At 49.6% G+C, this 25,981-nt stretch carries 25 protein-coding genes and 5 tRNA genes; 20 read left to right on the forward strand and 10 right to left on the reverse strand.

Annotated features, from left to right (window positions below; all coding sequences use genetic code 11):
• Positions 1-326 precede the first annotated feature (326 nt).
• The 5 genes from gluQRS (at position 327) to panC (ending at position 4,896) form a co-directional block, all read left to right on the forward strand.
• Positions 327-1,211, forward strand: a complete 885-nt coding sequence (gene gluQRS, locus BGK46_RS08305) for a tRNA glutamyl-Q(34) synthetase GluQRS (RefSeq protein ID WP_069588413.1) — start codon at positions 327-329, stop codon at positions 1,209-1,211.
• A 103-nt stretch (positions 1,212-1,314) separates the two neighbouring features.
• Complete coding sequence (gene pcnB, locus BGK46_RS08310; protein ID WP_069588471.1) at positions 1,315-2,673, forward strand: polynucleotide adenylyltransferase PcnB; 1,359 nt, start codon at positions 1,315-1,317, stop codon at positions 2,671-2,673.
• On the forward strand, positions 2,670-3,161 hold the full coding sequence (gene folK / locus BGK46_RS08315; RefSeq protein ID WP_069588415.1) for a 2-amino-4-hydroxy-6-hydroxymethyldihydropteridine diphosphokinase: 492 nt from the start codon (positions 2,670-2,672) through the stop codon (positions 3,159-3,161). The genes pcnB and folK overlap by 4 nt, the downstream gene beginning before the upstream one ends.
• A gap of 35 nt (positions 3,162-3,196) precedes the next feature.
• Positions 3,197-3,991 carry a 3-methyl-2-oxobutanoate hydroxymethyltransferase gene (panB, locus tag BGK46_RS08320; RefSeq protein WP_069588417.1) on the forward strand — a complete coding sequence of 265 codons (795 nt, stop codon included), beginning with the start codon at positions 3,197-3,199 and terminating at the stop codon, positions 3,989-3,991.
• Between the two features lie 11 nt (positions 3,992-4,002).
• Positions 4,003-4,896: a pantoate--beta-alanine ligase gene (panC, locus tag BGK46_RS08325; RefSeq protein ID WP_069588419.1), complete on the forward strand. Its 894-nt coding sequence runs from the start codon at positions 4,003-4,005 to the stop codon at positions 4,894-4,896.
• Here panC and BGK46_RS08330 read toward each other — a convergent pair.
• Together BGK46_RS08330 and BGK46_RS08335 are read right to left on the reverse strand one after the other, a co-directional pair.
• Positions 4,893-6,155: an HD-GYP domain-containing protein gene (locus BGK46_RS08330; protein ID WP_069588421.1), complete on the reverse strand. Its 1,263-nt coding sequence runs from the start codon at positions 6,153-6,155 to the stop codon at positions 4,893-4,895. The two genes, panC and BGK46_RS08330, sit on opposite strands and share 4 nt — an antisense overlap.
• Positions 6,156-6,471: 316 nt before the next feature.
• A tRNA-Phe gene (locus BGK46_RS08335) sits at positions 6,472-6,547 on the reverse strand.
• 368 nt (positions 6,548-6,915) lie between these two features.
• Between BGK46_RS08335 and BGK46_RS08340 the strand changes: the two genes are divergently transcribed.
• Genes BGK46_RS08340 through BGK46_RS08395 form a run of 12 tightly spaced genes read left to right on the forward strand, consistent with a single transcriptional unit; the run spans position 6,916 to position 18,794 of the window.
• Complete coding sequence (locus tag BGK46_RS08340) at positions 6,916-7,173, forward strand: STAS domain-containing protein (RefSeq protein WP_069588424.1); 258 nt, start codon at positions 6,916-6,918, stop codon at positions 7,171-7,173.
• A 21-nt stretch (positions 7,174-7,194) separates the two neighbouring features.
• Positions 7,195-7,554, forward strand: a complete 360-nt coding sequence (locus BGK46_RS08345; protein WP_069588426.1) for a response regulator — start codon at positions 7,195-7,197, stop codon at positions 7,552-7,554.
• 21 nt (positions 7,555-7,575) lie between these two features.
• Positions 7,576-9,690 (forward strand): chemotaxis protein CheA, encoded by a 2,115-nt coding sequence (locus BGK46_RS08350; RefSeq protein WP_069588428.1) that lies wholly within the window; start codon positions 7,576-7,578, stop codon positions 9,688-9,690.
• Between the two features lie 9 nt (positions 9,691-9,699).
• Positions 9,700-10,197, forward strand: coding sequence for a chemotaxis protein CheW (locus tag BGK46_RS08355; protein ID WP_069588431.1), 498 nt, complete (start codon positions 9,700-9,702; stop codon positions 10,195-10,197).
• Between the two features lie 11 nt (positions 10,198-10,208).
• Complete coding sequence (locus BGK46_RS08360) at positions 10,209-10,679, forward strand: chemotaxis protein CheW (RefSeq protein ID WP_069588433.1); 471 nt, start codon at positions 10,209-10,211, stop codon at positions 10,677-10,679.
• A gap of 3 nt (positions 10,680-10,682) precedes the next feature.
• A complete protein-coding gene (locus BGK46_RS17975) occupies positions 10,683-13,082 on the forward strand; it encodes a methyl-accepting chemotaxis protein (RefSeq protein WP_069588434.1) in 2,400 nt (799 codons plus the stop codon).
• Positions 13,083-13,084: 2 nt separating this feature from the next.
• A complete protein-coding gene (locus BGK46_RS08370) occupies positions 13,085-13,930 on the forward strand; it encodes a CheR family methyltransferase (protein WP_254659676.1) in 846 nt (281 codons plus the stop codon).
• A gap of 1 nt (position 13,931) precedes the next feature.
• Positions 13,932-14,582: a chemotaxis protein CheD gene (locus tag BGK46_RS08375; protein WP_069588439.1), complete on the forward strand. Its 651-nt coding sequence runs from the start codon at positions 13,932-13,934 to the stop codon at positions 14,580-14,582.
• Positions 14,582-15,634, forward strand: a complete 1,053-nt coding sequence (locus tag BGK46_RS08380) for a protein-glutamate methylesterase/protein-glutamine glutaminase (protein WP_069588443.1) — start codon at positions 14,582-14,584, stop codon at positions 15,632-15,634. Before BGK46_RS08375 ends, BGK46_RS08380 begins: the two co-directional genes overlap by 1 nt.
• A complete protein-coding gene (locus BGK46_RS08385) occupies positions 15,624-16,787 on the forward strand; it encodes a methyl-accepting chemotaxis protein (RefSeq protein WP_069588445.1) in 1,164 nt (387 codons plus the stop codon). Before BGK46_RS08380 ends, BGK46_RS08385 begins: the two co-directional genes overlap by 11 nt.
• A gap of 47 nt (positions 16,788-16,834) precedes the next feature.
• Entirely contained in the window at positions 16,835-17,095 is a 261-nt protein-coding gene (locus BGK46_RS08390; RefSeq protein ID WP_254659677.1) for an STAS domain-containing protein, read from the forward strand.
• A 7-nt stretch (positions 17,096-17,102) separates the two neighbouring features.
• Entirely contained in the window at positions 17,103-18,794 is a 1,692-nt protein-coding gene (locus BGK46_RS08395; RefSeq protein WP_069588447.1) for an ATP-binding SpoIIE family protein phosphatase, read from the forward strand.
• Between the two features lie 103 nt (positions 18,795-18,897).
• Here BGK46_RS08395 and BGK46_RS08400 read toward each other — a convergent pair.
• From BGK46_RS08400 to mutY, 7 genes are all read right to left on the reverse strand, one after another.
• Positions 18,898-18,973: transfer RNA gene (locus BGK46_RS08400), tRNA-Asn, on the reverse strand.
• Positions 18,974-18,977: 4 nt separating this feature from the next.
• Positions 18,978-19,053 (reverse strand) — tRNA-Phe (locus BGK46_RS08405).
• Between the two features lie 2 nt (positions 19,054-19,055).
• A tRNA-Thr gene (locus tag BGK46_RS08410) sits at positions 19,056-19,131 on the reverse strand.
• A gap of 45 nt (positions 19,132-19,176) precedes the next feature.
• Positions 19,177-19,252: transfer RNA gene (locus tag BGK46_RS08415), tRNA-Phe, on the reverse strand.
• A gap of 136 nt (positions 19,253-19,388) precedes the next feature.
• Positions 19,389-20,531, reverse strand: a complete 1,143-nt coding sequence (mltC, locus tag BGK46_RS08420) for a membrane-bound lytic murein transglycosylase MltC (protein WP_069588450.1) — start codon at positions 20,529-20,531, stop codon at positions 19,389-19,391.
• A 97-nt stretch (positions 20,532-20,628) separates the two neighbouring features.
• Positions 20,629-20,907 (reverse strand): oxidative damage protection protein, encoded by a 279-nt coding sequence (locus tag BGK46_RS08425; protein WP_069588452.1) that lies wholly within the window; start codon positions 20,905-20,907, stop codon positions 20,629-20,631.
• Positions 20,904-21,992 (reverse strand): A/G-specific adenine glycosylase, encoded by a 1,089-nt coding sequence (gene mutY, locus BGK46_RS08430; protein ID WP_069588454.1) that lies wholly within the window; start codon positions 21,990-21,992, stop codon positions 20,904-20,906. The genes BGK46_RS08425 and mutY overlap by 4 nt, the downstream gene beginning before the upstream one ends.
• A 206-nt stretch (positions 21,993-22,198) precedes the next feature.
• Here mutY and trmB point away from each other — a divergent pair, with 206 nt between their 5' ends.
• Both trmB and glsB read left to right on the forward strand, forming a co-directional pair.
• Complete coding sequence (gene trmB / locus BGK46_RS08435; protein WP_069588456.1) at positions 22,199-22,915, forward strand: tRNA (guanosine(46)-N7)-methyltransferase TrmB; 717 nt, start codon at positions 22,199-22,201, stop codon at positions 22,913-22,915.
• 94 nt (positions 22,916-23,009) lie between these two features.
• A complete protein-coding gene (gene glsB, locus BGK46_RS08440; RefSeq protein WP_069588473.1) occupies positions 23,010-23,930 on the forward strand; it encodes a glutaminase B in 921 nt (306 codons plus the stop codon).
• A 115-nt stretch (positions 23,931-24,045) separates the two neighbouring features.
• Here the strand turns inward: glsB and hemL are convergent, their stop codons facing one another.
• Entirely contained in the window at positions 24,046-25,338 is a 1,293-nt protein-coding gene (hemL, locus tag BGK46_RS08445) for a glutamate-1-semialdehyde 2,1-aminomutase (RefSeq protein WP_069588458.1), read from the reverse strand.
• A 214-nt stretch (positions 25,339-25,552) separates the two neighbouring features.
• Here hemL and erpA point away from each other — a divergent pair, with 214 nt between their 5' ends.
• The gene (gene erpA / locus BGK46_RS08450; protein ID WP_069588460.1) at positions 25,553-25,894 is read left to right on the forward strand and encodes an iron-sulfur cluster insertion protein ErpA; all 342 of its coding nucleotides are present in this window, start codon (positions 25,553-25,555) and stop codon (positions 25,892-25,894) included.
• Positions 25,895-25,981: the final 87 nt, after the last annotated feature.

Here is a 25,981-nt window from a genome sequence, read left to right on the forward strand (position 1 = left end):
TAGTTGATTGGGTTGGGCTGATCTGTGTGGGGTGTTGCACTGTCGCGTGAGCTAGCTATGTTAGTTCTAAACCAGTGGTGTCGATGAGCTGGGGTTAGTTAATATTGAACAGGTAAGGACAGGGCATGTGTTTAGCATTTATGCTGAATGGAAGTGTGCATGAGCCGTATACGAGGTCCGTATGTACGGTTCTGTGAGAGGGATGAGGCGGCAACGCCTCACCCTACTCGATGTGTCTTGGTATGCTTGTGTTCAGGCTATATCCCCGTACAATTTGCGCTATTCCTTGTTGCCACCAGGCTTATGCCCTTGATTGCCCGCTTATCATGACCTCGCACACGCACTATATTGGCCGCTTTGCGCCTTCACCGTCCGGCCCTTTGCATTTTGGTTCCTTGGTCGCTGCGCTAGGCTCCTACTTAGATGCACGCGCTCACGATGGACAATGGCTGGTGAGAATCGAAGACATTGATCCGCCGCGAGAGGTTGCAGGGGCAGCGAGTGATATTTTGCAAACACTCGAAGCCTATGGGCTGCATTGGGATGGTGCGGTGCGGTATCAAAGTGAGCACTTGCTTGATTATCAAGCGCAGATTGATGCGTGGTTAGCCTCGGGCGAGGCGTACTATTGCACGTGCACACGTAAACAAATTAAAGCGGCAGGTGGCATCTATTTAGGGACATGCCGAGAGAAGCATCATGGGCCAGAGCAAGCGGCGGTACGTTTAAAAAGCCCGGCAGCAATCCTCGCCTTTGAGGACCGGCTTCACGGTACGCTAGACATGGATGCGGCACTTGCCCGCGAAGACTTTATTATCAAACGGCGTGATGGTCTGTATGCCTATAATCTCGCGGTGGTCTTGGATGACATTGACCAAGGCATTACGGATGTGGTGCGCGGCGCGGATTTAATTATGCCCACAGGGCGTCACATTGCCTTATATCAAAAGCTGGGTAAGGTGGCGCCACGCTATCTACACTTGCCCTTGGCAGTCAATGCCGATGGGAACAAATTATCTAAGCAGAATCATGCTCCCGCGATTAATCGCGCCGACCCAATGCCAGCGTTGCTAGCCGCATTAGCGTTTTTGGGAATGCCATTTTCTCCGGATTGGCGCTCGGCGAAACCGGGAGAATTATTGGCAGAAGCGGTAAAAAGATGGTCAATAGCCACCCTGCCACGGGAAACAGAGGTAAAGACAGCATTCTAAAATTTCCCACCCTGATATATTATATGCCGCTGTTTCATGGCCCGAACTGTAAATGACGAGGTGAGCTATCTTTAATCGAGTGACCAGCTTTTGCCGTAAGGTTCTGAATCGTGATAATAAATCACGAGCAATAGAGGATCTTAAGTTGGAAGTTATCCCCCGCAAAGCACATGGCATTTCGCGAAAAGGTATCAGCGAAAATGCGCTGAAAGTGCTCTATCGCCTGCATAAAGCGGGCTATGAGGCGTACCTCGTTGGTGGTGGTGTGCGTGATTTACTCTTGGGGCGTGACCCCAAAGACTTTGATATCGCCACCAATGCCACGCCAGATGAAGTGCGTAAGCTATTCCGAAACTGCCGCCTTGTCGGACGGCGATTTCGTCTTGCCCATATTCTGTTCGGCCGCGATGTGATTGAAGTGGCGACCTTTCGAGGTCATCACACTGATCCAAAGAAAAGTAAGCACACGGCGCGTTCAGAAGACGGCATGCTGCTAAGAGACAATGTCTATGGCAGCATTGATGAAGATGCACAACGTCGCGATTTCACCGTTAATGCGCTGTATTACAACATCGCTGATTTTTCGATTCGAGATTACGCCGGTGGTGTGGACGACCTGAACAACCGTATTATTCGTTTGATTGGTGATCCTGAAACGCGCTATCGCGAAGATCCGGTGCGGATGTTGCGTGCGGTACGCTTTGCCGTCAAACTCGACATGACTATCAATCCGGCCACGGCCGCACCGATTGAAACCTTGGCCCCGTTGCTACAAGAAATCCCGTCGGCGCGCATGTTTGAAGAAAGCCTGAAACTGCTGCAAGCAGGTCAAGGCTTGGCAACCTATAAAATGTTGCGAGAGTATCATCTCTTCGAACAGCTTTTCCCTGCGGTTGCGGCGCACTTTACCGAAGAGCACACCAGTCAAACCGAACAAATGCTTGAGCAGGTCTTAAGCTCCACGGATAAACGGATCGCCAACAGTCAACGGATTAATCCAGCCTTTTTGTTTGCGGCCATGCTTTGGTATCCCGTGGTAACACGTGCTGAGGAGATGACGTTCGAAAGTGGCTTGAGTTATTACGATGCCTTTATGGTGGCCGCTAACGACATCCTGGACGAGCAAGTGAAAACGGTGGCAATTCCACGCCGTTTTACGGCAATGGTACGAGAAATCTGGCAATTGCAAATGCGCATGACGCGTCGCACAGGGGCTCGCGCCTTCAAATTGCTCGACGAATCCAAATTCCGTGCGGCGTTTGATTTGTTAGAAATGCGTGGTGCGGTTGAAGGTGGAGATACCGAGGTGCTAGGTGCATGGTGGCGTGATTTCCAACGTGCCGACCAAGGTGGCCGACAGAAAATGGTCCGCGCCATTAATAAAGTGAGTAATACACGTAAACCTCGCCGTCGTAAGCAAGCGCCACGACGACGTAAACCACAATCGAATTCATCTTCATGAATCGTGTGTATATCGCCATTGGTAGTAACTTGGGGAACCCGATAGAAAAGGCGAACCAAGCGATTGCTGCCTTAAAGCAATTGCCGCAAAGTCAGTTTGTTGCGGCATCTCCGCTTTACACGAGTAAACCTATGGGGCCAGCGGATCAGCCGGATTATATTAACGCGGTGATTGCGCTGGACACCCACCTTGACCCTTTGACACTATTGGATGCAACGCAAGCGATTGAGCTTGATTATGGCAGGGAACGCAAAGCAGAACGCTGGGGGCCAAGAACCTTGGACCTCGACATTTTGCTCTATGGCAATCGCGTCATCGATCATCCGCGACTGACGGTGCCACACTACGGCATGAAAGTGCGCGAGTTCGTGCTTTATCCACTTGCCGACATAGCCCCCGACTTGTGCTTGCCCGACGGCAGCACCCTCGCCGCGAGCCTGACGCGCGTCGATCGTAATGGTTTAACCCGTATTAGCGATCACGCTTAATCGGTGGGCCCCAGTTTCAGGCTTTGGGAGACATAATGAAAAAAATCACAATCACTGATCTGATGACATGGAAGCAGCAGGGCCAAAAGTTTGCATCACTGACGGCTTATGATGCGAGTTTTGCCCAATTGTTCGAGCAACAGGAAGTGCCTGTTTTACTTGTGGGCGATTCGCTTGGAATGGTTCTGCAAGGAAAGAGCGATACCTTATCGGTGTCGGTTGAAGAATTGGCTTATCACACCCGTTGCGTGCGTGCGGGTAGCCCAAATAGCTTGCTGATGGCAGATATGCCATTTATGAGCTGTGCCACACCGGAGCAAGCCTGTGCCAATGCTGCTGAGCTGATCAAAGCTGGCGCCAATATGGTAAAGATTGAAGGCGGATCATGGCTGGTGGACGCAGTGAAAATGCTGACCGAGCGTGCCGTACCTGTTTGTGTGCACTTGGGTCTCACCCCGCAATCGGTCAATATTTTCGGTGGCTTTAAAGTACAAGGCCGTGAGGAAGATAAAGCCGAGCAGATGGTGGCTGATGCGGTCGCGCTAGAAAAAGCCGGCGCGCAGATCATCTTGCTGGAATGCGTTCCCGCCTCACTGGCTAAGCGTATTACTGACACTGTGTCGGTACCCGTGATTGGAATCGGTGCGGGCGGTGACACCGATGGTCAAATTTTGGTCATGCATGATATGCTCGGTGTCTCTGCTAATTACATGCCTAAATTCTCAAAAAACTATTTGGCTGAAACTGGCGACGCGCGTGAAGCGGTGGCCAAGTACGTCAAAGAAGTAGCAAGCGGTGAGTTTCCGGGTCCCGCACATACGTTTAAATAGAGAGGCCGAGTATGCAGGTGATTTCTGAGGTTGCGCCGCTGCGCGATCAGATTAGCCAGTGGCGAAAAGCCGATAAACGCATTGCGTTTGTACCCACAATGGGCAATTTACACCAAGGGCATTTAACGCTGGTGCGTAAGGCGCGTGAGCTTGGTGAAGTGGTGGCGGTAAGCATCTTTGTGAACCCGATGCAGTTTGACCGTGCAGACGATCTGGCCAATTATCCACGCACTTTGGAAGACGATTTAGCCCAATTGCGTGAAGAGGGCGTCGATCTCGTCTTCACCCCGAGTGCTGAGGTGCTTTACCCTCAAGGGCTTGAGACACACACCACGGTGGACGTCCCAGGGCTCTCCACTATGCTGGAAGGCGCATCGCGCCCCGGACATTTTCGTGGGGTGGCGACCGTCGTCACTAAGCTCTTTAACTTAGTACAGCCCAGTGTGGCGTGCTTTGGCGAGAAAGACTTCCAGCAACTTGCTGTGATCCGCAAAATGGTCACAGATATGGCGATGCCGATTGAGATTGTCGGTGTGCCAACCGTGCGTGAGAGTGATGGCTTGGCGATGAGCTCTCGCAACAACAACCTGACTGTCGACGAGCGTCAACGCGCGCCCGTACTCGCGAAAACGATGCGTTGGATGAGCGCACAGATGCGTAATGGCCGTCGTGATCTGGACGATCTGATTGAAGATGCGCACGATCAACTCCGTGCCGCTGGCTTGCAACCGGATGAGTTTTATATCCGTGATGCGTCAACCCTTGGCCAAGTCACTGAAGAGAGTCGTCAAGCTGTTATCTTAGTGGCGGCTTACTTGGGACAAACCCGTTTGATTGACAATCTGGTGGTTGAGTTGCAGCGTGCCGCGGACAAGGCCGAAAAAGCCGAGTCGGCCAGTCACTAGCCATCACCATCCATAAAGTAGGAAATCCGTGTTCTCGGTTTCAAATAATCTTTAATTTCCTGCGGTAATTTAGAGATAGGCACGGCGGTGTCTATCTCTAGATCGCTCTCTCGCATATCAATAATGGTCGCTTGATCCGCTGGAATTTCTGGGTCGTAAAGCATGACGTTGGGTTTCAGCAGAGCACTACTATTAACCGATATGATCATTCCCGTTTCACCACTTGAAAGCCTCACCACGGTGCCGGGTGGATACACGCCCATCATTTTGACAAACAGTGCCAGCAACCGCGGGTTAAATTTCTCTTTGTTGTCTTTAAAAAGATGAGATAGGGCGGCAAATGGCATGCGTGCCGGCGCACCAAATTGAGGGCGGCATAACCGATCGTAAAAGTTCATCATGCTGACGATTTGCGCCATCTCGTCGATATTATCCCCTTGAAGGCCATCAGGAAAACCACTGCCATCGGCGTATTCATGATGCTGGGCAAGGATCTTCTCCACGCTCGGCGTACACTCATCCATCTCGGTAATCAGCTCCGAGCCGTAAGCGACGTGCAAGCGATAGTAATTCATCTCAGGTTCAGTCAGGCGCTCTTTTTTACGAATAATCGCCGACGGGACTTTTTTGGTCCCAATATCATGAAGAACGGCGCCGGTTAAAAGAGCGCGGATTTTATCATTGTCGTAACCATGGCTTCTGGCCAGCATCAGGGCCAATACCGCCACATTCAACGAATGCGCATACATATCTTCTGCCAGCGAAGGGTCGTCCATCAAATGAAGAGTGACGTTTGCTTCGCCGCCAACAACCATCAGACTATCCACCAGCATGCGGACATCCTCATTGGCGGCTTGGGGGCGCTGTGACACCTTCATATTGATAGCGCGAAGCTGTGCCATAGAACGTTGATAGTGTTGCTGCACTTTCTGAATACGGGCGCGAAAACGGCGCTGTTCTTCTATCCGCTTCTGCTTTTCTTGCTCCATGGCTTCTTTTTCACGGTGGACAGCATTGGGATCCACCTCGTCAGGATTTTCCGTTTTCTCAGCAAGCGCGGGAAGAGGCGTCGAAATACTTTTATCTGGGTAGTAATACACAAAACTAATCGGGAGCGAGCGAATCACCTTGGCTTGTGCATCGCTCTCAATTTGAAAACGATTCAGCATAAAAGGGTGATCACGCCACTTAAGTGGGAGTTTTATGTACAAACCGGCTTGTAGCCGTTCGGTCGAAAGCTTAATGCTACCTGCTGCCATGCTCACTCTGGGGGATTTGCGCCTGTTTGGTCTGTGAATGAATGTGGTGTTACGCCATACTATCAGTACTGTATGCGGTTTAATGCGGGGTGCCACACAGACTATTGATATCTCAGAAATCTTCCCCCAATCACATGACTACTGATGTCTTACAAAGATAGCTGACTTTAACGAGTTCGGTAGGCGTTTTTACCGAGCTAGATAGGAAAACCAACATGAAGCGTGATGGACAGATGATAAACGTGAGTGTGGAGATAACGAGATAAAAAACAGATAAAAAAATCCCCACTCGTGAGAGCAGGGATTCTCATAAACATGGTGCCCGGAGGCGGAATCGAACCACCGACACGGGGATTTTCAATCCCCTGCTCTACCGACTGAGCTATCCGGGCTAAGGAGCGCTATTTAATAGTATTAACTGCATAATGTCAAAGTAAATTTCAGCTTAAACGCCTAACAAACAATATTCATTACTGATTACACCCTGTTTTGTACGAAGTGTGAGCATTCCCGCTAATTTCAAATCCGGCATGCGGCATGCATTTCTTTATACGCCTTTCTTTCGTCGTCCCATCCAGTATTTAAGTGACTGTATTTTTTGTCTTTACTGTCTAGTTTTCTCCCGTCGGATGGTTGTATTTCTTAACATTCTCTTTGTATTTGTGTGGCTAAAAAACCGTCACTCAGCCGATAGTTGCTACACTTATAAAACGAAACAAAAAACATATGTTTTTAAACAAACAGTTAGAGCAGCTTTGTGATGGAAATTACCCTTGGAGAGTCATTAGATATCACCCAGATTCAATCAATTAAAGAAGAAATCGCAAACAAAATTGGCGACGAAAAGCAGTGCACCCTAGACGCGGGCAGTGTCAATCGTATCGATGGTGCGGGCCTTCAGTTGTTACTTTGCTTGGTTCGGACTCAAGAGGAACTGCAATGGCAAAACGTGTCTGAAAGTCTTTATGGCGCGGCGCAAACCGCAGGCATGGTCGAGCTACTAAAGCTCAATCGTTAAACATGGAGTTGGGGTAAGAGGATGGCAAATATACTTGCAGCAGATGATTCAGTATCCATTCGGCAAATGGTGAGTCATACCTTGAAAGAAGCCGGTTACCAAGTTGAAACGGCAAACGATGGCGCAGACGCATTGCGCAAAGCGAAGACCAAAAAATTCGACCTCATTATTTCAGACGTCAATATGCCAGTGATGGATGGGTTGGAATTTGTGCGACAAGTACGCGGCGTGCCGCAGTACAAATTTACTCCCATCTTGATGTTGACCACCGAAACCTCAGCAGAGAAAAAGTCGGCCGGTAAAGCTGCCGGAGCGACGGGCTGGATCGTTAAGCCGTTTAATCCAGACACCTTACTGAAAACACTACAGCGCGTGTTGTAAGGCGCATCGACGGAGGGTTCTATGGCCATGGACATGGACCAGCTACGGCGTATTTTTTATGAAGAATGCCGCGAGAATCTGGAAGTGCTGGAGCGAGAGTTATTGGCTCTTGACCCTGAAGCCACTGACCTAGAATCAATTAACACCATATTCCGCGCAGCCCACTCGATTAAAGGGGGGGCCGCGACATTTAATCTCGATGATATCAGTCATTTCACCCATGACATGGAAACGCTGCTTGATGAAGCGCGTGAAGGGAAGCGGCAGCTAGATAGTCACACTATTGATGTGCTGCTGCGTGGTGGGGACTGCATTTTGTCTATGTTGGAGTCGTATGAAAACGACACTGACTATGACAGCTCTGAACGTGATGCGGTGACCGCAGCGTTAAACGCCATCATGGGAAATGAGGCCGCAGCGCCCTCCGAAGCGCAAGCACCTGACGTCGCTGAAGTCCCCGCTATCTCGGTAGCGGGCGAATGGCTGGTTGGTTTTGAGCCTCACCCAGACATGTTGTTTTCCGGCAATGATCCGGTACGTATTCTTCGAGAACTCGAAGCACTACCCGGTGGGGCGGATATTGTGTGTGATCCCTCTGCTCTACCAGATTTTACCGAACTCGATCCCGAGCAATTGTTTTTAAAATGGCAAGTGCGCGTTGATGGGCATGTTCCCCGTGAAGATATTGAAGCGATTTTTGATTGGGTCGAAGATGAGTGTGAGCTGAGTATTACGCGCAATGAGGAAGCATCGACAGGATCAGCTTCTTCGGCGACTGCTTCAGCTTCAGAGAATACAGTGGCTTCTGACAACGCGCCTGTGGCATCAGCGCAGCCTGCACAGGAACAAACATCGGATAAGGCTCAGACGGCCAGCAAATCCAGTAGCAAAAAAACGGCGCCCAAACCTGCAGCGAAAAGTGATGCTAGCGTTTCCTCCATTCGTGTTGAGATCGACAAAGTCGATAACCTGATCAATTTGGTCGGCGAATTAGTGATCACACAATCTATGCTGGCTGAACTCAGTAGTAACTTCTCGCCGGAAAAACTCGAGCAACTCCAGTCAGGCCTCGAGCAGTTAATGCAAAACACCAAAGAGCTACAAGAGAGTGTGCTCGATATCCGCATGTTGCCGATTAGTTTTGCCTTTAACCGTTTCCCTCGTTTAATTCGCGACCTGTCATCACAGTTGGGTAAGCGTGTAGAGCTCATGATTGAAGGGGAAAGCACTGAACTGGACAAAACGGTTTTAGAGCGTATCTCCGACCCGCTGGTGCACTTGGTAAGAAATGCGGTCGACCATGGCTTGGAATCCCCCGAAGAGCGTAAAGAAAAAGGCAAACCTGAAACCGGGCTAGTGCATTTGAATGCCTATCATCAAGGCGGCTCTATTGTGATTGAAGTCAGCGATGACGGTGCCGGACTTAACAAAGAAAAAATCTGGCAAAAAGCGCTGGATAAGGGCCTCATCTCAGATGACTTACCGATCGATGAGTTGACGGACACGCAAGTGTTCAATCTTGTGTTTGCTCCGGGCTTTTCAACCGCTGATCAGGTATCAGACGTATCAGGGCGCGGTGTGGGGATGGACGTCGTACGCCGTAATATCGAGCAGTTAGGCGGTAATATCGATGTGCACTCAGCACCCGAAAAAGGCAGCACATTCAAAATCAGTTTGCCATTAACGCTGGCGATTTTGGACGGACAACTCGTCAAGGTGGCGGGCCAAGTTTATGTGGTGCCACTTATTTCTATTATCGAATCCATTCAAATTGATAGCCAACAAATTAAAACCGCGTCTGGCGTACAGCTTTATCGCCTACGCGATGAAAACATCCCTATTTTGCGCTTAAAAGAAGAATTTGGGTTAGGGCACTGTGGCGAGGATCTTGATAAGCAATTGCTTTGCTTGGTTGAAGCGGGCGATAAGAAAGTCGGGCTGTTGCTCGATGAATTACTGGGTCAACAGCAAGTCGTGATCAAAAGCTTAGAGTCTAATTATACCCGCGTGGCAGGTATTTCCGGTGCCACTATTTTGGGTGACGGCTCGGTATCACTCATCCTCGATATCCAAGGGCTCATTACGCAATTCTTGTCGCGCGTCAGTGACGCGAGCGGTCATATCGCCGCGGCATAAGGAGAGGCCATGCAGAATCTGATGCAGTCGGAAGACGTGGTGGACATTGACGACCGCGTCGATCGTTTACAAGGCAGCGATTACCTGAGCTTCGATTTAGCGGGTGAGCTTTATGGCGTGGATATCCAAACCGTCGAAGAGATCCGAGTTTGGGAGCCACCAACACTACTGCCGCGCTCACCGGCGTTCATACTCGGCGTCATTAACCTGCGCGGCATGATAGTGCCTGTCATGGATCTACGTGTGCGGTTTAACACCAAAAAAGCGGACTACCACCGTGAAACGGTCGTGCTGATTTTACGCGCCAGTGAAGCCGCGAACCACAAGGTCATGGGCGTTGTGGTGGATGCGGTATCAGATGTGGTGGATCAAGGTGAAGGACAGATTATGCCACCTATCGGTGATTCCCAAGTGATTGCCTACGTAAGTGGCCTGCTCAATGTTGACCAGCGGGTAATGTCATTAATCAATGTTGATGAGTTGCTGCGTATCGAGCACTGGATATAGGTGAAATAAATATGGAGCAATCACGAGAGTATTTGAGTTTTTTACTGGAAGACGAAGAGTACGGCGTGCACATCTTGGATGTGAAAGAAGTTCGCGGTTGGTCACAAGTGCGACGCATTCCTAATTCGTTGCCGCACATGTTAGGTGTACTGGAGTTACGGGGAGAATACATCCCCATCATGGATATTCGCCAGTGTTTTGGTATGCCGCCAGCCACGCTGACCTCAATGAGCGTAATTATCATCGTAAGAGACAAGCAAGGTATCTCGTTGGGCATCGTGGTCGATGCAGTGGCAGAGGTACATAACTTGAGTACAGAGCAAATTAAAGCCCCGCCTGGGCTACATCGACGCGAAGAGTGGTATATGGAAGGGATCGCCTCGGTGAATGATAGGCATGTGGTCCTGATTAATTTAGAGCAGTTATTCGACTTTGATCAGTTACAGCAAACAGCACAACCCGAGATCGCGAACGAGGACTAGAATATGGCGTGGTTTAAAAGGGAAGTACAGCAAGAGCAACAAACCCAACAAACAAAGCAGAATGTGCAGCTTCTTGCGGCACTCAATGTCGCGCCTGCTGCACTCATTATGCTCGACAATCAACTGCAAATCACACTGATTAACCGACGGGCATTGCAGTTGTTGCAATGTTATCAAGCGGCGATTCGAGAGCGCGGTAATACCGAATTCACTGCCCAAAGTGACATGCTTTTTGGCAAACCAATGAGTGCGGTATTGCCATCAGACTTAGTCGATTATCAGCAATGGCAGCAGCTATTAGACGACAAGCCCTCGGTGCAAAATATTGAAATTGGCGCTGGGAAGCTGCGCGTGTCTGCCAGCAAAGTGACGGATGGACAAGGCTTTAGTGTTGAGCTCAGTGATATCACTGCACGTGCTCATCAAAGCGAAGAGCACAGTTTGCTAAAAGGGGCATTGGATAACACCCACAGTGCGTTTGTTATTTTAGGAACGCACGGTGAGATCACGCACGTGAATGAGCAAACCGTCCGGTTGTGTAAGCAGCACGAGCAGACATTTCGCAGTAAAAACAATGCGTTTGTCGCGAATCGTGACGACATTATCGGTAAGCAAATCGATTACCTGTTTCCGCAGCTTCAGCGTGACACCTTCCTGTCGCCGAATAACTTACCCATTAATCGTGATATTCGCTTTAAATCAGCCCGTTTTGAGTTTCATGCGACGGCAAGTTATGACCGACACGGTAGCCATGTCGGCACCACCATTGAGTGGCGTGACGTAACAGAACGGCGCAAGAAAGAGGCAGAGCGTTCTCTGCTGGCCGCTGTGGTAGAAGGCATGACCACCAATGTCATGTTAGCGGACAAAGACGGCATTATCCGTTATCTCAACCCTGCGGTGACAGAGTTGTTTAATAGTCGTGAAGAGGAGATGCGCCAAATTTATCCTGGATTTGCTGCCGATAAATTGGTGGGTACCAGCATTGATCAATTCCACAAAAACCCAGCGCACCAGCAGTCGGTGATTGCTTCCCCGGAACGTATGCCGTTTAAAGCCGAAATTACCGTAGGTGAGGTGGAATTTGCCCTGCTCTGTATCGCCCTTTATGACGATGATGGCGAGTACATTGGCCCTGCGCTTCAATGGGAAGACATTACCGAGCAAATGGACGGTCAGCGTCAAATTGAGCGATTGATTGCCAAAGCGGCAGACGGCAATTTAAGCGATCGAATGAATACTAAGAAGTACCGTGGTGCGATGGCTAAGTTGGGTAACGGAATTAACCAATTACTCGATAGCTTTATTGATCCATTGAATGAATGTATCCGCGTGATGCGCGGGGTATCAAAAGGCGACTTGCAAACCAATATGCCGGAGGATTACAAAGGGGACTTTGAAGACCTAAGCCAAGCGGTGAATGCTTCAATCAATAACTTGCGCAATATGGTGGAGAAGATCACCCATTCTTCAGCTCGTGTGGCGTCTGCTTCCGCTGAGATTGCCGAGGGTAACAACGATCTGAGTGAACGTACTGAAGAGCAAGCGGCCAACTTACAGGAAACCGCGGCGAGCATGGAGCAGATGACGGCTACGGTGAAGCAAAATGCGGAAAGTGCGGCGTCAGCCAACACCTTATCGTCTAAAGCCAGTGAAAAAGCGCGTAAAGGCGGTGAAGTGGTCAAAGAAACCGTTGAAGCCATGGCCGAAATCAATGATGCGAGTAAGAAAATTGCTGACATCATTGGCGTGATTGATGAAATCGCTTTCCAAACCAACCTATTGGCGCTGAATGCGGCTGTTGAGGCGGCGCGAGCAGGCGAGCAAGGTCGAGGCTTTGCTGTTGTTGCGGGCGAAGTCCGTAATTTGGCGCAGCGCAGTGCCGGTGCCGCCAAAGAAATTAAAGAACTGATCAAAGACAGTGTCGAGAAAGTCACCCAAGGCTCGAAACTGGTCGATGAATCTGGGGAGATGCTGGAAGAAATTGTCTCTTCTGTGATGGAAGTGTCTCAGCTTATCGACAAGATCAACGCCGCGAGCCAAGAGCAGGCGACCGGAATCGACGAGATCACCCGCTCGGTGGCGCGAATGGATCAAATGACGCAGCAAAACGCAGCTTTGGTGGAAGAAGCGGCAGCGTCGAGCCAGTCAATGCGTGATGAAGGCGCGGAGCTTATCAACTTGATCGGTTTCTTCCAAGTCGATATTGATGCCGAAAAGTTGGTCGACAAGCAACTTGCACAATCGAATGCGAAACCCGCTTCCCCCCGTCCTTCGGTCGCGGCGAAGAAAGAACCAGCGCCTTATCGCAATGGAGAAGCCGCACCAGCAGCTCGGCTAAAAGCGGTAAATTCGGGAAAAAGCGCGGCGTCTGAAGTCAGTGATGAGTGGGAGGAGTTTTAAGCGTGAGTGCACCGGTTAGCTCGTCATCCGCGAGCGGATACCCATTCAGCCAAACGCATTTTAAGTTTGTGCAGGCATTTATGCTGAATGAAACCGGTATTTCGTTGGCGGACAAAAAGAAGAGCATGGTGTATGGCCGTTTGGCGCGCTGTTTGCGCCGAACGGGCGTGGCAAACTTTGATGACTATTTCGCGTTGGTGGAGAAAAGTGCGGATGAGCGAGTGGCCTTTATCAATGCGCTCACCACCAATAAAACACAATTTTTTCGCGAGCGTCATCACTTTGATTTTCTCGCCCATCAGTTGATCCCACAGTGGCAACAACGTAAGCAAAAGCGGGTGAGGATGTGGTCGGCAGGGTGCTCCACCGGTGAAGAGCCTTACACCATTGCGTCGGTATTAGCGGGTCACGGCATGATTGGTGGTCAAATGGATGTTCATTTATTGGCAACCGATCTCGATACCCAAGTGTTGAACACGGCGAGCAACGGCACCTACAGCTTAGAAGTTGTTAACACAATCCCGCCGGAGTATCTCAAACCGGGATTTCTAAAAGGAAAAGGGATTAAGCAGGACTTGTTTAAAGCCAAGCGAGCGCTACGCGACATTATTAGTTTTAAGCAGCTTAACCTAAAAGGTGACTGGCCTCACAAGCATGCAATGGATGCGATTTTTTGTCGTAACGTGATGATTTATTTCGAGCGAGAGACGCAGCAATGGTTAATTGAGCGCTTTTGGCGCCAATTAGCGCCGGGCGGCATTTTATTTATCGGCCACTCTGAAGGGATTGGAAAAATGGCGGATAAATTCGACAACCTCGGCCATACCATGTATCGCAAACGGGAGTGATATGCACCAAGCACTAGAACTGCACCATCATGCCCAAGAAAAAAACGTAAAGCGTTTTTTTAGTCCAGAGCATGACAGGCACATGGTGAAATTGAAGCCGGGAGAGATTTACGTCAGCTCGGACGACGAGCTTATCGCGACAGGGTTAGGGTCGTGCATTGCTGCATGTATCTGGGATCCTTTAGCCAATATTGGTGGCATGAATCACTTTATGTTGCCACTTAAAGATGGCGAAGCGGCGAAGGAATGGAGTGCGGAGCAATATTTGTCTCATGCGGCGCGGTACGGCAACTATGCCATGGAGATCCTTATCAATTCCTTGTTGCAACAAGGGGCGTTAAAAAATCGGTTACGCGTCAAGCTCTTTGGTGGGGGCAATATCATGGGGCAGAACATTGCTATAGGGCGAAAAAACATTGAGTTCGTTCGTCGCTATGTTGCCAATGAAGATCTGACCTTAGTCTCGGAAGACCTTGGCCAGTCTTTTCCCCGTCGTGTGTTGTTTGATCCTAGAACTGGAAAAGCTTGGGTGAAGAAAATTCAGTCACTCAGTCAAAAAGAGCTGGTGGCAGAAGAGGCCCAATACAATCAACGCTTGCTCCAAGAATCTCGAGATGACAGCGCTGATGATCAAGATGTGGAGCTGTTTTGATGAGTAAGTATCGCTATAAAGTATTGATCGTGGATGACTCACCGCTCTATCGAACATTGATTCGGGAGTGTCTGGAGAGTGACCCTGCCCTTGAGGTCATTGGAGCGGCGGCAGACCCTTATGAAGCACGGGAAAAAATTAAAAAGTTTAACCCGGATGTAATCACGTTAGACATTGAAATGCCGAAGATGAACGGTATTCAATTTCTTAAAAATTTGATGCGTTTACGGCCAATGCCTGTGGTGATGGTGTCGACTTTGACCCAGCATGGGGCCGAGGTCACTTTATCGGCGCTGGAGATTGGTGCTGTCGACTATGTGCCTAAACCGTCTGCCAATATTGCCACTGCCATGGCCCAAGAACGGGATGAGCTGGTGAGTAAAGTGAAAGCGGCGGCACAAGCCAACATCGGTCAACCCCAGTGGGGCAAACAAGCAGCACCCGTGCAGGTTAATCGCCATCATTACAATCGCAAAGGATATGAAATTATTGCGCTGGGTGCCTCCACTGGCGGTACAGAAGCGCTGCGTGGCGTGCTTGAACGGCTGCCCGAACACATGCCGCCCATCGTAGTAACCCAACATATTAAGGCCGCTTTTTGTGGGCCTTTCGCTCAGCGGTTAGACCGAGTTTGTCGTCTGTCAGTCGAAGAAGTAACGGCTGATCGCATGCCGCTTATCCAAGGGCATGTTTATGTGGCGCCGGGCGATCGCCATCTCACGGTGGTGAATCGACAAGGTCATTTATATTGCCAACCGACGGATGAAGCGCCGGTTGAGCGTCACCGGCCGTCTGTTGATGTGATGTTTTCCTCTGTTGCAGAAGCCGTCGGTGCAAAATCGGTGGGGGTCATTTTAACTGGAATGGGGAGAGATGGGGCCTCCGGTCTTCTAAAAATGCACCAAGCGGGTGCATTAACCGCGGCGCAAGATCAAGCCAGCTCTGTGGTCTGGGGGATGCCACGTGTCGCTATTGAACTCGGGGGCGCATCACAAGTCCTTCCGCTCTCTAATGTGGCAAATTTCTTAGTGGAGACAGTCTATGGCAAGTGATTCTAAGCCCCTAATATGGCCACCGTTATTAACGTTACTTCTCACGATTGGCTTTGCGTTATGGTCGATGACGTGGCAAGCCGGTGTGTTTGCTGTGTTGGTCATTGCATTAACGGGGGGGCAGCTTCTTCATTTATCGAAAAAGCGTTCTTCGGATGATACGGAAGAAGGGGCAGATATGGTGGAAAAGGATGCCCCTGAACAACTGCTCCGCCGTATTCATCATATTTTATCGATTGAGTTAGTACCAATCCGTGAGCAGTTAGCGCGTCAACGAGAAGTGATTGATGAATCGGTTGAGAGCCTAAATGGGAGCTTCTTTAGTATGCAAAGCGCTTGTCAGGACCAAGTTGCAACCGCGACCAGTATGGCGAATGAATTGCTGCACAATGAAGAAAGCGAGTACAGCCTGACCAAAGTATTGCTCGAAACTGAACGTGCGATTGATGCTTACATCGACATTATGGTCAAGGTCAGTGATAAAAGCGTGTCGTCGATTTACACCATTGAAGAAATGTCGAGCAAACTCAATGAGGTGTTTGAGCTGTTGGATGACGTTCAAGCCATGTCCGATCAAACCAACTTGCTCGCATTGAACGCAGCCATTGAAGCGGCGCGCGCCGGCGAAAATGGACGCAGCTTTGCGGTCGTTGCCCAAGAGGTTCGCTCACTCGCGATTAAGGCGACAGATCTTAATACTGAAATCCACAAGCATATCGATCTCGCCCAAGAAAGTGTTGATAAAACCAAACATACCGTGGGTGAAATCGCCTCGTTAGATATGACTGAATCGATTCGTTCGAAAGAATACATTGACTCATTACTCGAAGGAGTGAAGTCGGTCAACGACAAGGTCGGCCAAGAAATAGAGAGAGTATCCATGTTGGGGGAGCAGGTTCAGCAAGAAATCGGCTCGTGTATTAAGAACCTTCAATTTGCCGACATTATCACGCAACAAGGCGGGCACATACTCGACAACCTGCATATTTTGGAAGAGTTAAACGCATTGATCATTGAAACCATGTCGGAAAAGGATATCGACTGGCATGCGTTAAATGAAAAGGTCAATGAAATTGAAGAAAAAGCAGGCTCTGCCAAACGCGCACCTGCTAAACAGCAATCCCTCGATGAGGGTGAAATAGAATTATTTTAGAGGTGCCAATGAGAATTTGACGCGAAGATCAAGGTGATGGAAAACAAGTGATCTTGCATGTTAAAGGCGAGTTTAATTTTACCTTAGTGCAGGAAATTCGAGAGGCATACGCGGATCTTAAAAGCCAAGAAGTCGTTGTTGACCTCCGAGAAGCAACCTACATGGATAGTGCGGGGTTAGGTATTCTTTTGAACATGCAGGACTATTTAAACAAACCTAACGGTTCGATTCGGCTAATCAACTGTCCGGATGCGATTAAGCGCGTGTTATTTATCGCTAAGTTTGAGAAAAAATTCAAAATAGAGTGAGTCGCCTATGAACGTGTTGGTGGTCGATGATGAGCCGGCGTTGGTGCATTATATTGCAGCAGCCTTAAAGGACGAAGCTGACAATATCAGCATGGCGATGAATGGTAGCGAGGCGCTTCAATTGTTGGAGTCTATCTCGCCAGAGATGTTTCCAGACTTGATCATCTCCGATGTCAACATGCCTAAAATTGATGGTTTTAAAATGGCGCAGGAAATACGGAAGCGTTTCCCGCAAAAGTTGCTACCTATCATATTTTTGACCGGCATTGATGACCAAGGTATTTATGCAAACTGCATGCAATACGGTGATGACTTTTTGAGTAAGCCAGTGGATGTTGCGACGCTTATCGTTAAAGTCCGGACCCACTTTCGTCATACCTGTCTGTTCCGCGAAGTCACCTTCCAACGCGACCAGCTGAAACAATTTCAAGAGGCTACCGTCTATGAGCACGCGATGGCAAGCCAAATTTTTGAGCGTTTGATGTCATTTAGTTTATCGGGCGTATCAGGGGTTGATAGTTACTCAGGCTCATACAGTCTGTTTAATGGCGATGTTACCATGATATTACCTAGGCCTTTGGGTGGGCTATATATCCTGATTGCTGATGCCACAGGGCATGGACTTCCTGCTGCAATAAGTACTATTCCAGCAGTGAAAACCTTTATCACAACCGCTCAACGAGGCTTACCGGTGGGCGATATTGCCAGTGAAGTTAATACTCACTTACGCAACTTTATGCCCGTTGGCACTATGCTCGCTGGTGCGGTTTTGGAAGTGATGCCAGATGGATTAACTGTAAATATGTGGAGTGGTGGGATGCCGGATGCTTACAGTCTTGATCAATATGGGCAAGTGTTAGAAACCCATCACGGCCGACACATGGCACTAGGAGCGCAAGACAGGGCGAGCTTTGATGCGACTATCACGCGGTTACAGTTCAGGGAAGGGCAGCGTTTATTCTTAGCCACAGATGGCGTAATTGAAGCGAGAAATCAGTCTGATAAGCAGCTGTCTGAAATTGGACTTATTCGAGCGCTAAGTGGTTGCCAAGGCAGCTTAATTGAGCAAGTAAAGCGTACACTTTCAGCCTTCGCAGGGGATGCTGGCGTCACTGATGACATTTCCATGTTAGAGCTTTCTTTTCCGATTGCTTGCCCTGAAAGGCAGGACCATACAGTTTCACTGCAACCTTATTCTGTCGTCCCATCGTGTACTCAAATTCGTTTTGATACCGAGTTACTGAAAAAAGCCGATTTAATCGCTGATTTAAGGGGACGAGTAAAAGGCATCGTGGGAGAAAGTACTGACCTTGATTTGATTTGTACTGTGATATCAGAGCTTCTCAATAATGCGCTCGATTATGGTATTTTGGGCTTAGAGTCCGTATCGAAAAACGATGTGGATGGCTTCTTTAACTACTATCTATCACGGCAAGAAAAACTCGATGCGTTAAGTGGTGCGCATTACATTGAGTTGGAGTTAGATTTTCAGCCCAAGGTACAGCGTTTTATTTTGAAGATAGCGCACTCAGGGAAGGGCTTTGATTATGAACGTCAAATCCGAGAAACCAACCATGATGCGGAGAGCTTGTCTGGGCGAGGGATTACGTTGATTAAATCGATATGCGAGCAGTTTAGCTACAGTGATGAAGGTCGAGCCGTTGAAGCGGTTTTTAAGCTTAACAATGGCCAAGCGTAACGGATAGGCCTGTAACTGGAGAGGGACGCCTAGCCCAGTGACATATTTGGCGATAGCCAAACAAAAAAAGCGCCAACCTTTCGGTTAACGCTTTCTTTAAATGTGGCTCCCCCAACTGGACTCGAACCAGTGACATACGGATTAACAGTCCGCCGTTCTACCAACTGAACTATGGGGGAATAATGGTGCCTCGAGGCGGAATCGAACCACCGACACGGGGATTTTCAATCCCCTGCTCTACCAACTGAGCTATCGAGGCAATGGTGCCGGCTGCCGGAGTCGAACTGGCGACCTACTGATTACAAGTCAGTTGCTCTACCAACTGAGCTAAGCCGGCACACAAATCGCGAAATACTGTGTGTCACACCATTATTTCATTATATGGTGCCCGGAGGCGGAATCGAACCACCGACACGGGGATTTTCAATCCCCTGCTCTACCAACTGAGCTATCCGGGCCAACGGGGCGCTATTAAACGGATTTTCCGTCTCACCGTCAACTGTTTTTTTGAAAAAAGTGCGCTAATCGTGTTGTTTGGATAAAAAGGCAGCGAAATGCCATAAAAGTGCACAATTTTCAGGGTTTCATCAGGGCTTATTGGGGTAAATTCGCAAACTCTTTTTGGTAACGCGTTACCTTTTGTAGGTAGCGCCGAGACTCCGAAGAAGGGTGGCGGTGAGTAAGCGCCCAAAACACCTGATTAGGTTTTAGACTATTTAAGTCTCGCATGGCGCGATCGCGATTGCGATCAAAGGTTCGTAGCACATTTCCCGTTCCACCGTTGTAGGCGGAAATCATACTGTAGTGCAAAGAGAGAGGATCGCGTACGGCTTTAAGATACCGGTTTTTAAGGATGTAGAAGTACGCAGTGCCAGTATCAATATTTTTCTCTGGATCAAAAAGGTATTTCGGGGTGGGCTGGCCAGGACGCTTTTTCACTAATTTAAACACATCGCGTCCTGCGGTTTTGGGGACAACTTGCATTAACCCGTAAGCATTCGCCCAGCTTACCGCATAGGGGTTGAAGCTGCTTTCCGTTTTGATAATCGCATAGATAAGCTGTTCTGAAATATCATAGCGCTTGGCGGCGCGGCGGACGATATCAGCATACTGATAACTTCGCTTCGCGACGTGATCACTCACCATAGGGATGGTGACGTAATACATATTCTGAAAACGGACTTGTTTTTTTTTCAGACGGTGGTCGAGTAAGTATTCGGCAAAGCGATTCGCGCGCCACTGCCAGCTAATGGCTTTACCTTCGTGGTCCACCACTTGTCCTTCCAAAAAGGGGCGACCTTCGAGTGGCACCTCAGCCGCCGAGTAAAGATCGACAGAGGCAGGGTCTTGAGGTGTGAGCAGGGTGGTGATTATTGCCTGTTTTAAATGCGATTTTGGATTGTCTGTGGCGACGGTTTCAACTTGAATAACACCGCGTTCAAAATCAATCCGAGCCCGACTTTTATAGTTATCTGTGTATTTTACGTAGTCGCGTTTGCCTGACACAAAGACTTGATTCTCACCCCAGCGCACTTCAATGTTGCCAGTAAACTGACCGATTAATTGGTTGAGCGCGTCAATGTCTTTTTCAAATTGACCGGGGAGAGGGGCGAGGTTTTTCGCAAATCGGTTGGTCGTTTTATAGCTGACGCCCACGTACTGCTCGACGCTTTCGCGGCTACAACCTGTGATTAGTAAACTTAGACAGCAAATCAGTAAACAGAGTAATCGCGTCATCTTTCATCGCGTTAGCATAAAAAAACACCCGCATTTAGCCTAACACAATGCGGGTGATTTGCAGTGATAACGCAATCTGCTTGTGGCGCAGCGCGCGTTATTGGTTATCTTCCGGTGGCACGTAACCATCGATCTGCACGTCTTGGCCTTCGAAAAGGAACTTCACCATCTCAGCCTCGATCAATTTACGGTGCTCGGGATCCATCATGTTGAGCTTTTTCTCATTGATGAGCATGGTTTGCTTTTTCTGCCAGTCAGCCCACGCTTCTTTTGAGATGTTATCGTAAATACGCTTGCCCAGTTCACCGGGATAGAGTTGAAAATCAAGGCCATCAGCTTCTTTCTGGAGGCGTTGGCAAAATACGGTACGGCTCATAATCTAGGTTCCTCATTATCGCCTGTTTGGGGGCGTTGGCGTTCGTGATTAAGCAAGGTTAACAGCTTTTTCACCGGGGCCGCCAATCCAACTTTTGCGGGTTGTGACAAGTTATACCAAAGCCCTTGATTGGCTTCCATGACGATTTGAGGGCGTTGCGATACCGTGACGCTGATCGGCACGATATCTAAGTGAAAGTGGCTAAAGGTATGGCGGAACGCAGTTAATACTTCGGTGCGTAGCGGGACCAGGCCTTGTAGCTTCTCTTGAATTGCTTGCTCGGCGTGTTGCTCTTCAGCTTGGGGTAAACACCATAGTCCCCCCCAAAGGCCACTGGGTGGGCGCTGCTCTAGCCAGATTTCGTCTTGATACTGAATCAGTAAAAAACTGGTTTGTTTGACCGGTAGCGTTTTTTTCGGTTTTTTTCCGGGAAAATCGAGTTGGCGTCCTTGCGCACGCGCTTCACACCGCTCCGCGACGGGGCAAAGCTCGCACTTCGGCTTGCTGCGGGTACAGATCATAGCGCCCATATCCATCATGGCTTGATTGTACTTATCCGTGTCTGTTGTGGGTGTCAGTGTTTCTGCCAACGCCCAGAGCTTGTTTTCAACTGGTTTTTTACCCGGCCATCCTTCGACGGCAAAGCAACGCGCGAGTGTGCGTTTTACATTGCCGTCGAGTATGGGATGTGGCTGTTTAAGCGATAGGGAAAGTACCGCACCTGCGGTGGAACGTCCCACCCCGGGTAAGGCCATCACGGCCTCTAAGGTGGTAGGAAAAACGCCGTCGTATTGCTCGGCAATCACCTTTGCGGCCTTGTGTAAGTTGCGTGCCCGCGCGTAGTAGCCAAGCCCTGTCCACAAATGGAGAACCTCGTCTTGATCCGCGTGCGCCAAGTCCGTCACAGTTGGGAAGCGCGCCATAAAGCGCTCAAAATAAGGAATAACCGTACTGACTTGTGTCTGCTGAAGCATGATTTCACTTAGCCAGACTTTATAAGGCGTCTTGTTTTGCTGCCACGGCAAGGTTTTACGTCCATATTGGTCGTACCATGCCAAGATGGCGTCTGAAAAGGATTGACTCACTGCGATCTCTCTTATTGTTTTGCTCACACGTGCACGGATGCAGGGCACAGGGTACACTAACGACAGGGGTCACCAATAGGATCACTTGATCCCAACTTGCGCTGGCGTGAAAACTTTGCATAATGCGCAGTCCGTTTAGATTTCCAACAATCTTGGGTCTTGCGCGAACCATTGAGTCCCAATCACTGCATCACAGGCATACAATCATGACTGAAGTCACTAAAACCGAACTGACCGAGGATGGAAAAGTCATTCGCAAAATTCGCAGCTTTGTGCGTCGCGAAGGCCGGTTAACCAAAGGCCAAGAACAAGCGCTGAATGAATGCTGGCCAACCATGGGCATTGATTTTGAGGCCACTGAATTGGATTGGCAGCAGGTGTTTGGCAATGACAATCCTGTGGTGTTAGAGATTGGCTTTGGTATGGGTGCTTCCTTGGTTGAAATGGCGAAAAACGCGCCAGAGAAAAACTTTATTGGCATTGAAGTACACACCCCGGGTGTGGGTGCATGCCTGATGGCGGCGCGTGAGGCCGGTGTGACTAACCTGCGTGTGATGTGCCATGATGCGGTGGAAGTGTTTGAACAAATGCTGCCGAAAGAAAGCTTGGATACGGTGCAACTCTTCTTCCCCGACCCGTGGCATAAAAAGCGCCACCACAAACGCCGTATTGTTCAGCTCCCGTTTGCTGAAATGGTCCGAGATAAGCTTAAAGTCGGTGGTGTATTCCATATGGCAACGGACTGGGAAAACTACGCCGAGCACATGATTGAAGTAATGGAAGCTGCGCCACACTATCAAAACATCGCCCAAGAGGGGTATTATGTTCCGCGCCCTGATGATCGTCCGCTCACCAAATTTGAGCAACGCGGTCATCGACTCGGTCATGGTGTGTGGGATATTAAATACACACGCACGGCGTGATTGACTGACGCCTTGTGGGCGCCACTTTTCGATGTGCACTGAAAGCCAACCTTGGGTTGGCTTTTTTGTCCCAAGCTGTAAAGGGAGCAAGCAAGTGAAACCCAGTTCTCAATTATTATCTGACATCCTAGATGATGTGCGTCCGCTGATCGGCAAAGGCAAAGTTGCCGATTATATTCCCGCACTGGCCGACGTGCCGAATCATAAGTTAGGCATCGCGGTGTGTTACAACGACGGTGAGATTATTCGCGCCGGGGATGCAGATGAAGCCTTTTCGATTCAATCGATCTCCAAGGTGTTGAGCCTAACCCTTGCGATGCAAAACTACAAAGCGGATGAGATTTGGGCTCGTGTTGGCAAAGAGCCCTCTGGACAAGCCTTTAACTCGCTTATTCAGCTTGAGATGGAACAAGGTATCCCGCGTAATCCATTTATCAATGCAGGGGCACTGGTGGTCAGTGACATGCTGCATACGCGTCAATCGGCACCGCGCCAGCGGATGTTGGAGTTTGTTCGCGCGCTGGCGGCAAACCCTCATATTTGCTATGACAAAGTGGTCGCGGACTCGGAAATGCAGCACAGTGACCGCAATGCCGCAATCGCCTATTTGATGCGAGCATTTGGTAATTTTGAAAACGAGGTCGTGCCGGTACTGACCAATTATTTTCATTATTGTGCGCTGAAAATGAGTTGTGTGGACTTGGCGAAAGCGTTTTTCTATCTTGCTAATCAGGGCAAGCCGTTGGGGCGCGCGCGCGCGATCCTCACCAAAACCCAGAGCAAGCAATTGAATGCACTACTGGCTACGTGTGGCTTGTATGATGGTGCAGGTGAATTTGCCTACCGTGTTGGGATGCCGGGCAAATCCGGCGTGGGCGGCGGCATTATTGCGGTTGTTCCCGGAGAAATGTCGATTGCAGTATGGTCGCCTGAGCTTGACCCTTCCGGCAACTCGTTGGCAGGAACCGCTGCCCTTGAGCTCCTATCAGCAAGAATTGGGCGCTCGATATTCTAGTTTTGGCAGTGATGAGGCCTAACACCATCAGCGCAAGTGAAAAAAAGCCCCGCGAGATCTCGCGGGGCTTTTTGCTTGTGACTCAACCACAGATGTCATCCAAGGTTGCGCGTGCTTATGCCTCAGCGGCTAGGGTAGCAAAGGCATGATCGGCCGCCGACAAGGTGGCGTCGATCTCTTTTTGCCCGTGCGCTAAGCACGTGAAGCAGGCTTCATAAGCGGACGGTGCAAGATAGACACCTTGCTCTAGCATTAAGTGGAAGAAGCGCTTAAAGCGTTCTGTATCACATTGCTGTACGTCTTTAAAACATGTGACTGTGTCGTTATCGGTGAAGAAGAAACCGAACATTGCACCGGCTTGGTTGGTGGTCAGTGCAATACCGTGTTTGTCAGCAAGGGCTTTAAAGCCATCGGCCAATTGCTTGGTGATACTGTCCAGATAATCATGGTTGCCTGGCTGACGCAATGCGCTGAGACAGGCGAGGCCCGCCGCCATAGCCACAGGGTTACCGGCAAGGGTACCGGCCTGATAGACTGGGCCAGTCGGCGCGATATACTCCATTACATCACGACGACCACCAAACGCCCCCACAGGCATACCGCCACCGATGATTTTACCCAGTGTGGTGAGATCGGGTTTCACCCCGTAGTAAGCTTGAGCGCCGCCTAGTGCCACACGAAAGCCGGTCATCACCTCATCAAAGATCAGCAGAGCGCCGAACTCGTCGCAAAGAGTGCGTAGTCCTTCCAAAAAGCCTGGCTGTGGCGGGACGCAGTTCATGTTCCCTGATACAGGCTCAACGATGATACAGGCGATATCGTCTGGATAGGTTTCAAAGGTCTGACGGACAGAGTCGAGGTCGTTATAGGTACATGTCAGCGTGTGTTTCGCAAAGTCAGCAGGCACCCCCGGTGAGTTAGGCTCACCCAAGGTGAGAGCGCCAGAGCCCGCTTTAACCAACAGGCAGTCGCCATGACCGTGATAGTTTCCTTCAAACTTGATGAACTTATCCCGCTTGGTAAAGCCGCGCGCCAAACGAATCGCACTCATGGTCGCCTCTGTGCCAGAGTTGACCATGCGGACCATTTCCATCGACGGCACCAGCTCTGCCACTAATTCTGATAATGTGATTTCACTTTCTGTCGGGGCGCCAAAACTTAGGCCACGATGAGCGGCATCAATCACAGCCTCACGAATAGCAGCATGATTGTGACCCAAGATCATCGGGCCCCATGAGCCGACGAAATCAATGTAGGCTTTACCGTCGGCATCGAAAATATAAGCGCCATCGGCGCGCTCCATAAAGACAGGGTCGCCGCCGACGCCGGCAAAAGCACGTACGGGAGAATTCACGCCACCTGGAATGGTGCGTCTTGCTTGTTGGAAAAGTTGTGCTGATTTGGTCATGACATATCCTGTTATGTAAGGCGTAAGCCTAAATTGCGTTGGGGCATTTTAACCAAAGATACGGATCACTGGCGAGATGGAGTATGATTTGATTGACCCCTGAGTGGCAATTTATACGTACTGATCACACCCTCGATCAATCGGGTAATACTTGAACACTTTACTCAGGTATTAGATAATTCAACGCTAAGCACGATGAGCATGTGAGGTAACAATGAGCGATGCACCTTTGCCGTTAGAGTTCTCAGAAGCAGCGGCGACTAAGGTTAAAACGCTGATTCAGGAAGAAGAAAACCCAAATCTGAAACTGCGTGTTTACATTACAGGTGGTGGCTGCAGTGGCTTTCAATATGGCTTTACCTTCGACGAAAACGTGAATGAAGGCGATATGGAAATCGAAAAAAGCGGCGTGAAGTTAGTGGTTGACCCCATGAGCTTGCAATACCTAATGGGCGGTGTGGTGGACTATACCGAAGGGCTCGAAGGCTCACGCTTCTTTGTTAATAACCCGAATGCGACCACGACGTGTGGGTGTGGCGCATCCTTTAGCGTATAACGGGTTCACGTAACATCCATAGCGGATAGTTTTGGCTATCAAACACAAACGGCGCCGACAGGCGCCGTTTGTGTTTGTGTGCTGCTC

It is taken from the genome of Salinivibrio sp. SS2 (genome assembly GCF_001722075.1).
GTDB lineage: Bacteria > Pseudomonadota > Gammaproteobacteria > Enterobacterales > Vibrionaceae > Salinivibrio > Salinivibrio proteolyticus.